Annotated in this window: 11 protein-coding genes; 6 read left to right on the top strand and 5 right to left on the bottom strand. The window is 52.4% G+C overall.

Translation table 11 applies throughout. The annotated features are described in order from the left end of the window. Positions 1–435: 435 nt before the first annotated feature. The gene (locus BZG73_RS15675) at positions 436–816 is read left to right on the top strand and encodes a hypothetical protein (RefSeq protein WP_077638320.1); all 381 of its coding nucleotides are present in this window, start codon (positions 436–438) and stop codon (positions 814–816) included. Positions 817–1,360: 544 nt separating this feature from the next. After that, on the top strand, positions 1,361–2,056 hold the full coding sequence (locus tag BZG73_RS15665) for a VC0807 family protein (protein ID WP_077668796.1): 696 nt from the start codon (positions 1,361–1,363) through the stop codon (positions 2,054–2,056). Between the two features lie 65 nt (positions 2,057–2,121). On the opposite strand, the gene BZG73_RS15660 is transcribed toward BZG73_RS15665, so the two are convergent. Together BZG73_RS15660 and BZG73_RS15655 are read right to left on the bottom strand one after the other, a co-directional pair. Next, positions 2,122–2,337 carry a TIGR02450 family Trp-rich protein gene (locus BZG73_RS15660; RefSeq protein WP_077668795.1) on the bottom strand — a complete coding sequence of 72 codons (216 nt, stop codon included), beginning with the start codon at positions 2,335–2,337 and terminating at the stop codon, positions 2,122–2,124. 97 nt (positions 2,338–2,434) lie between these two features. After that, complete coding sequence (locus tag BZG73_RS15655; protein WP_201247919.1) at positions 2,435–4,402, bottom strand: methyl-accepting chemotaxis protein; 1,968 nt, start codon at positions 4,400–4,402, stop codon at positions 2,435–2,437. 470 nt (positions 4,403–4,872) lie between these two features. On the opposite strand from BZG73_RS15655, the gene BZG73_RS15650 reads away from it, so the two are divergent. Genes BZG73_RS15650 through BZG73_RS15635 form a run of 4 tightly spaced genes read left to right on the top strand, consistent with a single transcriptional unit; the run spans position 4,873 to position 8,524 of the window. Beyond that, on the top strand, positions 4,873–5,529 hold the full coding sequence (locus tag BZG73_RS15650) for a TetR/AcrR family transcriptional regulator (protein WP_077520691.1): 657 nt from the start codon (positions 4,873–4,875) through the stop codon (positions 5,527–5,529). Then, positions 5,526–6,506: an HlyD family secretion protein gene (locus BZG73_RS15645; RefSeq protein WP_077668793.1), complete on the top strand. Its 981-nt coding sequence runs from the start codon at positions 5,526–5,528 to the stop codon at positions 6,504–6,506. The genes BZG73_RS15650 and BZG73_RS15645 overlap by 4 nt, the downstream gene beginning before the upstream one ends. Continuing rightward, positions 6,499–7,455: an ABC transporter ATP-binding protein gene (locus BZG73_RS15640; protein ID WP_201247918.1), complete on the top strand. Its 957-nt coding sequence runs from the start codon at positions 6,499–6,501 to the stop codon at positions 7,453–7,455. Before BZG73_RS15645 ends, BZG73_RS15640 begins: the two co-directional genes overlap by 8 nt. Next, the gene (locus tag BZG73_RS15635) at positions 7,448–8,524 is read left to right on the top strand and encodes an ABC transporter permease (RefSeq protein WP_201247920.1); all 1,077 of its coding nucleotides are present in this window, start codon (positions 7,448–7,450) and stop codon (positions 8,522–8,524) included. The genes BZG73_RS15640 and BZG73_RS15635 overlap by 8 nt, the downstream gene beginning before the upstream one ends. A 147-nt stretch (positions 8,525–8,671) precedes the next feature. Here BZG73_RS15635 and BZG73_RS15630 read toward each other — a convergent pair whose 3' ends face one another. The 3 genes from BZG73_RS15630 to BZG73_RS16035 all read right to left on the bottom strand — a co-directional run. After that, the gene (locus BZG73_RS15630) at positions 8,672–9,205 is read right to left on the bottom strand and encodes a DUF6817 domain-containing protein (protein WP_077668791.1); all 534 of its coding nucleotides are present in this window, start codon (positions 9,203–9,205) and stop codon (positions 8,672–8,674) included. Positions 9,206–9,277: 72 nt separating this feature from the next. Then, on the bottom strand, positions 9,278–9,844 hold the full coding sequence (locus tag BZG73_RS15625) for a hypothetical protein (RefSeq protein WP_077668790.1): 567 nt from the start codon (positions 9,842–9,844) through the stop codon (positions 9,278–9,280). 56 nt (positions 9,845–9,900) lie between these two features. Continuing rightward, on the bottom strand, positions 9,901–10,212 hold a 312-nt coding region (locus BZG73_RS16035; protein ID WP_158075314.1), incomplete at its 5' end, for a hypothetical protein.

The following is a 10,212-nucleotide window of genomic DNA, read 5'->3' as shown; positions in this document are numbered from 1 at the left end:
ATTAATTAACAACCATTCAACTCATGTAAAAAATAATCATGCATATCCTCGATATTTTAATAATGTGCTCAATACTTATTTTTGGAGGATACGCCTTTTTGTGGGCTGTACCAGCCGTCTTTATACTCGCAATCTTGGCGCTTAATGACATCAAACGCATTGAATTTATAGACCAACAACTTGCTAGAGATGTAAAACAACTTCACAGCAGGCTTGATTATCAATTATCTTATAAGATCGTAAACCGCTTTACTCTTTACTGCGTTTCCTATCCGCTTATTCGATATCGCCAAACGACCAATTCCTGGAAGTTCAAATCCTTTATGTGGTTAAACTTTTTAGGGTTTTGGAGCTTGATTTTAGCGATTATATTTTCCTACCTATCCGAGTGTTTAAATATAACATTCTAATCGTCATATCTTTGCGAGGAGTTTTATGCCAGAAAGTGAATGGTGGGAGATTTTACTTATTATTCCGGGGTTGGTTTTCGGAGGATATCTTGTTTTATGGTCAATACCTGCCGTCTTTATACTCGCAATCTTGGCGCTTAATGACATTACACGCATTGAATTTATAGACCAACAGCTTGAAAAAGATGTAAAAAAACTTCACAGCAACCTTGATTATCAATTATCTTATAAAATCGTCAATCGCTTTACTCTTTACTGTTTTTCCTACCCGCTTATTCGACATCGCCAAACGACCAACTCATGGAAGTTCAGAGCCTTTATGTGGTACAACTTTTTAGGATTTTGGAGTCTTATTCTCTCGGGCATCATTGTCTATCTGGCTAGGTTGTCCGGTGTGATAGACTGAAAAAACTGATCTTATCTAACTTGGTGGCTGAGTTTCTGAATGATTGAGTATGTTAAATTATTCATAGCATGGTACGCGCTTATTTGGGCTTTACCRGGTTCTATTACTGGTATTCTATTAGCGTTCGGTAGCGAAGAAAGAATATCTTGGCTAGATCTTCAGCTAGCAAAAAACGCCAAAGATTTACATTCGAATCAGCAATGTATGACATCATATAGTATTTTTTCTAGATATATTGACTATTGTGTCATGTATCCTGTTATTCGTCATCGCGCAAATGAGAAGTCCTTAAAGTTTGAGCTATTTATGTGGATGAACGCGATTGGTATTTGGTCTTGGATGATTGCATTCATCTTTGCAGTGATTACAAAGCTTCTATGAACTATGTAGGTGTCAGGCTCGCACACCACTCCCCCTCACACCTATTGATTTCACACATAGTTACACAACGATGCGCTTTTACGCTTTACATCGATCGCGGGTCGATGAACACTGCTTGGCAGAGTATAATGACACCGATATCACGTAGAGTTAGTCACACATTATGAGCAATACCACCGCGAAAAAGCCGAGTCCCCTGTTTGAAATCCTGTTCAACGTTTTCATCCCTTCGATCATCCTGATGAAGTTGAGCGGCGATGAATACCTAGGTACAGCCATGGCACTGGTCGTCGCTTTGGCCTTCCCTCTCGCTTACGGCGGGATGGATCTGGTCCGTAACCAGAAATTCAATTTTATCTCAGCACTGGGTTTTATCAGCGTGCTACTGACAGGCGGGATTGGCCTACTCGAGCTCGATACCCGTTGGTTAGCCTTGAAAGAGGCGTTGATCCCCGGCCTTATCGGCTTGGCGGTATTAGGGTCAACCTTTACCCGCTACCCACTGATGCAGAAGTTAATATTGAATGACACCGTGCTTAACCTCTCGTTGATCAAGCAGCGTTTAAAAGAGCATGGACAATCCGCCGCCTTTGAGCGTTGTCTAATGTGGTCAAACTACCTGTTCGCCAGCACCTTTGTGTTCTCATCGGCGATGAACTATTTCCTCGCCACGTGGATTGTCACCAGCCCCGCCGGTACGCCCGCCTTTAACGAGGAGCTAGGCAAGATGACGCTGTACAGCTACCCGATGATTGCTATCCCTAGCATGCTGATGATGTTCGGCATCTTTTACTACATTTGGCGTCAGATACGCGCGATGACGTCGCTAGAAACAGAGCAAATCTTCCACCTGAAATAACAAACGCCACGCGCGACATTTAAAAAAAGATCAAAAAAGGGAGGATAGCCTCCTCCCTTGCGTTATCACTTCCACCCTTGACGCCACTTCTCGTCACTTTTGAGCTCACGCCAGTCAATTGGATACTCTTTTTTCGACATCACCGACTCGAGCACGCATAACACCACCACACCGTCTTCATCATACTCAACGTCAGAGACTACAAAGTGCTTCTCGCGATTAATGGGTTTGACCGCCGTCCACTTGCTATTGCGTAACTTGGCTGGATTGATCTGGTTCACGACTGCCCCTTAACAAACACCGGATGAGGCTGACAAGGAATGCATTCGTTTCGACCTATCAGCCCTTTCAAGAATAGCAATACAAGGTAAACGAACGCTACCATTGACTAATTTGGGTTAGACGGTCAGCCCGTTCGAGTGAATCAGCACTCATTGCTTTGAGTTCAGATGCCCCTTCAGCGTTCTGCTCCGACAACGTCCTGATTCGATCCGCCAGTTGACTGATCTCTTCTGTTACATGCGCTTGCTGCTCCRATGCCGTGGCAATGCTTACGGTGCGCTCTTTGATGTTATCAAATGCTGTGACAATCTCTTCAAAGTGCTCACGCACCACACTCGCTCGCTCAACCGAAGATTGAGACAACTGATAACTCGATTCAATCACGTCCACGCCCTGGCTAGCCGCCGAATGAAGCTGATGAATCATGCCATCAATTTCTTCCGCTGATTCCTGCGTTTTGGCGGCCAATGAGCGCACCTCATCGGCAACCACTGCAAACCCACGTCCTTGCTCTCCCGCACGCGCCGCCTCGATAGCCGCATTCAGTGCTAGTAGATTGGTTTGCTCTGAAATCTTTTTGATGACCTCAAGGACCGTTCCCACCTGCTGTGAATCTGAGGCCAGTTTATCAATCACAGAGGAGGCTTCTTTCAGTGTGGTAGCAAGCTTGGCAATCGCGTCACTGTTCTCATCGACGGCTTGCTGTCCTTTTGCCACCACGTGCGATGCATCCTCGGCAGTATCTGCGGCAGTGGCAGTATTGCTCGACACCTCGGTGGCACTTGCGGACATTTGGTTAATCGATGAGGCGAGCGTGATATTCTCATTCGTCTGCGCCGACGTTCGGTCGCTCAAATCTTGGCTCAGTGCCTGTAAGTCGTTTGCACTGCTTTTAACGCCAATCGCTTCTCTCGCTACGTCTTCGAGAATTTTTTCAAGATGGGCGCCATAATCGTTGACAGCGCGCCGTAGCTCGCCCATCTCATCAGCACGAACAATCTCTAACTTACCGCCTTTCTCACCTTTCGATAGGCTGCTAACCTGCTGAGTCGTCTCTTTGATACTGCGAATGAGCCTCTGGCCGAGCCATACCACGACTAACGCGAAGACAATCACCAGCGGTAACAGTGTTATATACAGGCCAGAACTTACTCGATTCAGCGCCGCCAAGGCCGTTGCCTCAGGCAACAACATGCCCACTGTCCAACCCTGTTCCGACAGAGGAACCTGCACGAGGAGCGACCGGCTATCGCCTACCACACCTTCCGGCAGATAAACCGGCTCCTCAGCGTCCAAGGCCGAGACAAGCGGGGATAAACGAGGATACTGTCTACTGGCGTCGCTCAGGCTTTGCATACTAAGGCTTGAAGAACGCACATCTGGAAACGAGAGAATGCGATCGGTTTGATCGAGCACAAAGGCATAGCCTCCGGTTGCCTCATTTTGATCAGTTAATAAGTTTGACAGACCGGAGAGCATCAAATCGATTGTCGCAACGCCCCAAAACTGGCCATCTCGGCGAATTGCGACCGTGCAAGTGACCATGGGCGTGCCAGAAATCGCATCCTCATAAGCGGCAGACCACGCGCATTGCCCCGCCGGTAAGCCTCGCCCTGCTTGATACCAACTTTCGTTGTGATAACCACTGCCAGCGGGATCATTGTAATCATCTAATAGATCCAGCGAGCCTTGTGCATTACGCGCCCAAAATAGAGAATCACGTGTTTTTTCCGGTGTTAACTCACCGGGTTCAGGCCAAACACCACCGCCCGCAATCGCGGCGTTACCGTAGTGATCGACCACGGGCTCAAGACGTTCAATAAACTGCGCGCGATCTAACGGCAATGTTTCCGATAGTGCTGCGAGTGTATCGGTCAACACTGCCCCTTCATTCAGTACCGTGGCAATACGCCCTTCAATCTTTGTGACGGTTTGCCGAGCGCCCGCCTCTGCCTGCTCTTGCAAAACGGGCTTCGCTACCCACTCCATAACCAGGTAAATGGTAAGAAATGACCCCAACAAAAGGGCAAGCGCCATGGCTTTAATCTTACGGCTGATTGTCATGGCAAAATCCTCTGCACTGCTATTTGCTATAAGCGTAGCAGCGAGTCGTCTAATTACCATGAAGGTGTGTTTTCTCGCGCAAAACGTGCTGATCGCGATGGAGGGGTTTGACCGCCGTACACCTACTATTGCATCACTTGGCTGGATTGATTGGGTTCACGCGAACCCCGTTAGATACTGCATCGGTTAAACATAACGGTACCTAGTACGAACGGGGTTCGGTTTAGTTCAGTGGTTGGGGTTGGTGTAACTCGTTCACACGCTCCTGCGTGGGAACGAGAAAAACGCCGGTCCGCTTTGGTCGGCCGACGGGCTGCACCGCGAAAACATTGTGCGAGCTATGCTGACCGGACGCAAGCGCCTGAAGGACTGATCGTTTTCGCCGGCCTTCTGCAAGGCCGGGCCAGCACCCAATCCGCTCGGCCATTTCTTCTTGACATAATTAATTAAACGATTTATTAATTAATTCTATGAACAGAAAAACATCAGGAACCAGGCAGGGCGAGCGGACACCGGGCCGCCCCTGCGGCGACTCGAACATCCGCGAGCGGTTGCTTGAAGTAGCGCTGCGCGAGTTTTCCACGCACGGTTTTCGCGGCGTCTCGGTAACCGTCATCGCGAAGGAAGCCGGTGCGACGCCGGCGATGATCCACTACTACTTTGGCAACAAACAGGATCTCTACGAAGCGGTGCTGCAGCACGCGCTCGGGCCCATCCTCGCCCAGCTCGAAGCCGCACGCTCAGATCCGCCCGTGGATGAGGACTTACTGCCGCGCTTCATTCAAGGCTATATGCGGCTGCTTGCCGAGAATCCGGCCGTGCCATCGCTGATCGTGCGCGACGTGCTCTCGCCCGGCGGTCAGATGCGCGAGACATTTCTGAAGGGATTCGCCAGCCGCGGCGGTAGCGGCGTGCGCGACTTAGTCAAGCGAGCCCAGAAGCTGGGAAAGCTCAGGGCCGACCTCGATCCCGACCTGGCCACGCTGTCGCTGTTAAGTATGGCCGTCTTCCCTTTTGTCGGCCAACCGATAGCGGGACAAGTGCTCGACTACAGCCTAGCGCCGGAGCGGATCGAAGTGCTGGCCGAACACACCCTTAACCTCTTCTACAAGGGAGCAAGCACATGACTCTGATATCCAAGACTTGTGCTCAGGCCATGCTGCTGGTGCTGCTGGTGTTGACCAGCTGCAATGGCGATCCTGCCTACCCTGTGGTCGGCACGCTCGAGCGCGACCGCATCGCCCTCGCCGCGGAGATGGCCGAGCCCGTGGTAAAGATTCACGTGCGCGAAGGCCAGCAGGTGAACGCCGGGACGGTTCTGGTCGAACTCGATCCGCATCGGGCCCGAGCCGAACTAGCGCAACTAGAGGCCGCTGCTGACCGAAGCCGCCGCCGGCTCGACGAACTGCTGCGCGGCCCGCGACAGGAAACCATTGAAGAGGCTCGGGCGCGCCTCACCGCCGCCGAGTCCGGCCTGGCCACGGCCCGACAGGAATTGCAGCGTGTCCAGCGCCTAGCGGAGCAAAACCTGGCCAGCGGGAGCCAGCTCGACAGCGCGACAAACGCCCGCGACCAGGCCCAGGGAGAATACGATGCCACACGAGCCGCGCTGGCGACCCTGGTCGAAGGCACCACGATAGAGGAACTCGATCAGGCCCGCGCCGCGGTGCGCGAGGCCGAAGCCGCGGTACAGCGCCAGCATCTCAACCTCGAACGACTCTCCGTAACCGCGCCGCGCAAGGCGCGCGTGGAGGCCCTGCCTTTCGAACTGGGGGAAACGCCGCGCGTGGGTGAATCCCTGGCCCTGCTTCGCGCCATCGACCAGCCGCCCTACGCACGTGTTTATGTCCCCGCCGAACTGCATGGCCGGTTCAGCCCAGGCGAGACGGTGCGGGTGCGAATCGACGGCCACGGTGAGCGGACCGGAAAAGTCCGCTATCTGGCCACGGATGCGGCCTATACGCCTTACTACGCCTTGACCGAACACGATGCCGGCCGCCTGAGCTACCTGGCCGAAATCGACCTGGAGAACGCAGCAGAGCTTCCTAGCGGAATTCCGGTGCGCGCCGTCGCGCCCGATCCAAGCGGAGTCGGCGATGAATGATGTCATCGCCATCGATGCCAAGGGGCTGACTAAGCGCTTCGGCGCGCTGACAGCGGTCGACGACGTCAACCTGCAGATCCCCGAGGCGGCAATCTATGGCTTCCTCGGGCCCAACGGGTCGGGCAAGTCGACCATTATTCGCATGCTTTGCGGGTTATTGACACCCACATCGGGGGAAGTAGAAGTGCTCGGTTTTCGTGTCCCCGGGCAGGCCGAGGAGGTGAAGCTGCACATCGGCTACATGACGCAGACGTTTTCGCTCTACGAAGACCTGACCGTGGAAGAGAACCTACGCTTCCTGGCCGCCATCTACAACCTGCCGCGCCGCGATCTCAAGCAACGCATTGACAGTGCGCTAGAACGGTATTGGCTGAGCGACCGACGCAAGCAGTTCGCCGGCACCATGAGCGGCGGGCAGAAGCAGCGTCTGGCGCTGGCCGGCGCGACACTGCATCGACCGCGTCTGCTGATCCTCGACGAACCGACCTCAGCGGTGGATCCGCAAAGCCGTCGCGATTTCTGGGACATCCTGTTCGACCTGGTCGACCAAGGCACGACCGTACTGGTGTCCACGCACTATATGGACGAGGCCGAGCGCTGCCACAATCTCGCCATCCTCGATCAGGGCCGTCTCGTCGCCCAAGGCCGGCCGCGCGACCTGATCCGCGACATCGCCGCCGGTGTCGTCGAAATCGAGACCGATACACCCCAGCGCGTCCGCGAGTGCCTGGAAGGCACCGACGGTGTCCAAAGTGTCGCCCAGCTCGGGACGCGGCTGCACGCGCTGACCGACATGCGAATCGTCGATCCGGCCGGGCTGATCCGGGATACGCTCGCCAATGCGGAGATCGCCGGAGACGTCGAGAACGTCGTCGCCAACCTGGAGGACGTCTTCGTCGCCTCCACGGGTTTGAACGGCCACAAGCGGGGCAAGACCGATGCTGAATAGACTTTTCGCCATCGCCAGCAAGGAAGTGCGCCAGCTCAGGCGCGACCGCCTGACCTTCGGCATGATCATCGGCGTGCCGTTGCTGCAGATCCTGTTGTTCGGCTTTGCGATCGACCTCGACGTGCGCAACGTCAATGCTGCCGTGTCCGATCACGCCAACACAAGTCTGTCGAGGCAAGTCATTGCCGCCACCGAGGCCAGCCAGATCGTGAAAATCACGCAATCGGCCGCCGGTCCGGAGGAACTCGAAGCGCTGCTGGATGCCGGCGAGATCGATGTCGGGATCTATATTCCACACGATTTCGAGCGACGACTGATCGATGACAATCGCCCGGCCGGGCAGCTTTTAATCAATGGCTCGGACCCGACCGTAGAGGGCATCGTCCGAAGGTTGGGCAGCATGCCCCCGCCGGGGCAGCGACAACCGCCCAACCTATTCGAGTCGCGTACCTACTACAACCCCGAGGGCCGCTCACCGGTCAATATCGTGCCGGCGCTGATCGGTGTGATCCTGCACCTGACCATGGTGCTCTTCACCGCCATCGCTATCGTGCGAGAACGCGAACGCGGCAACCTCGAGTTGCTGATCACCACGCCGGTGAAGTCCGCAGAACTGATGCTCGGAAAGATCGTTCCCTACGTGCTGATCGGGCTCATCCAGGTCACGCTGATCCTCTGGGTCAGCCAGTACCTCTTCGATGTTCCCGTACGCGGGCGCGTCATCGATCTCTACCTAGCTTCAGTCATTTTCATCCTGGCCACGCTGGCGCTCGGTCTTTTTGTCTCCACCCTCGCGAAGACGCAATTCCAGGCGACCCAGCTGACGATCTTCACCTTCCTGCCGTCCATATTGCTGTCGGGCTTCATGTTCCCGTTCGACGGTATGCCGAGGCTGGCGCAGTGGATCGGCGAAGTGATTCCACTGACCCATTACATACGACTGTCGCGCGGAATTCTGCTTCGTGGCGCCGACTTGTCCCAACTGCATTCCGCAATCTGGCCGCTGCTAGCCTTCTTCGGGGTATTCCTGGTGCTGGCGACACTGCGCTTCAATAAGCAGCTTGACTAGTAGGCATGCGGCTGAGCGTGACCTAATCAGCCGTACAGCCCACGGGAAACGCATGAACATCCGCGTTTATGAAAGAGTTCCCAGCCCGGTCGCGAGATACTCTTTAAATCGTTCCCTCGCGCCTGCGTGGGAATGAGAAAATAATCGTCATCCAAAGCTCGCCAAAGCTGACTTATAGGCCTTTCTAGCCTCATCGCTTAAAAAGCTGTCCATGCTCTGAAACAACGCCCAAAGCTCAGCGCCGTGCTGAAGTTTAAAGTCGTTGCTGCTATATACTAGCTCTAGTTCGTTAGCCGCAGTTAACTCACAGAACAGCCTCGTCATCTCGCTTTCGAGTTTGAAACATGATCCGCTAAACCTGTCTTTAAACTCTATCTCAGCCCTTTTAGCGAATTGAGGAAAAACATAGTCTCGATCACATGAACAATATAAATAAACTAATGCCTCTACTTCCCGCCCAATCACCTGTGCGATTTCTTGGCGCTGTTCCAGTGAAACCATTTTCTCATCGAAACCCGCCGTACCATACGCTGCATGAAAAAGGCCTGCCGTTTGAAGCAACTCGCCTCTACCCCAACTGGCTAAAAGGCTCGCCGTTCCTTTTAAATGCGATTCAAATGACCCATTGAGATGTTGAAAGTCTCCTGCAACAAGTTGTTGAAGTGCAATAAATTTGTCCATAAAACGAGTTTCCTGTACTAGGTCATAGTTGACAGTCCACTTAACACAGCGTTTTTCCTGTTGGTTGATTTATTAGCACTCATTTCGGAAGGACTTACTACGATAAAAATCAGAGAGACCATGTTTTAACGAGTAAGTCTGATCAGGTATTAATCTTGAGTATTTCAATGCGGTATCAAACACACTACCTAGTTCGTTTGGTAAAACGCCTTGATGGGTTTTAGAAAGGACATTACGAAAGTTACCCCAATATATGTTCATGTTACCCGAAACTTTGTTTACGTCTTCGCTCAAATGAGGCACATAAAGATCAACTAACACTTGTAGTCGCGAACACTTATCCAAAAGAGCTTTGTACTTTAGATCGTACTCATTTAGGCTCATACCTGCTTCCCAGTCGATATTAAGCACTGTTGGGGAAAATTCCCAACCTAATTCTGATGCGATAGCATGCGCTTCTTCAATTTTTTCTTCGAGCTTGCCGAGCTCTAATTTGCATGCTTCTTCAAAACGCTCAGCTTGCTTTACATTAAACTCAAGACTTACACGCTGCTCTAGTAACTTTCTCTGTCCCCAAAAAGTAAAGGCAGCACCAAAAAAAGCACTAAGTAAGGGTATCAATGCGCTAGAAATGTCCATTTTTTCACCTTTGAGTGCCAACGCCTGAATCGGTGCGACGCAGGCGTCACCTGGATTTACTTGTTAGCAGAAGCTAGCCGTACGCTCTTACCCTGCATTTTTAGAATTTCTTGTTTGCATAAACTAGGTATTTGTAGATTTCTTACATCCATTACCTTGATTTTGTTAAAGTATTCATCAATATCTAAAGCTTCAGAAGTAGCATCGGACGCGTTTGAAAGGTGGAGCGCAGTAAATCGGGAAAGGCCCATAGCCATAATATTTAGAACGTATTCATCAATATCTAAAGCTTCAGAAGTAGCATCGGACGCGTTTGAAAGGTGGAGCGCAGTAAATCGGGAAAGGCCCATAGCCATAATATTTAGAAC

The sequence above is a fragment of the Salinivibrio siamensis genome (genome assembly GCF_001996005.1).
Classification (GTDB): Bacteria; Pseudomonadota; Gammaproteobacteria; order Enterobacterales; family Vibrionaceae; genus Salinivibrio; species Salinivibrio siamensis.
Note: the sequence above shows the minus strand (reverse complement) of the source record. Positions and strands in the feature narration are given on the sequence as shown.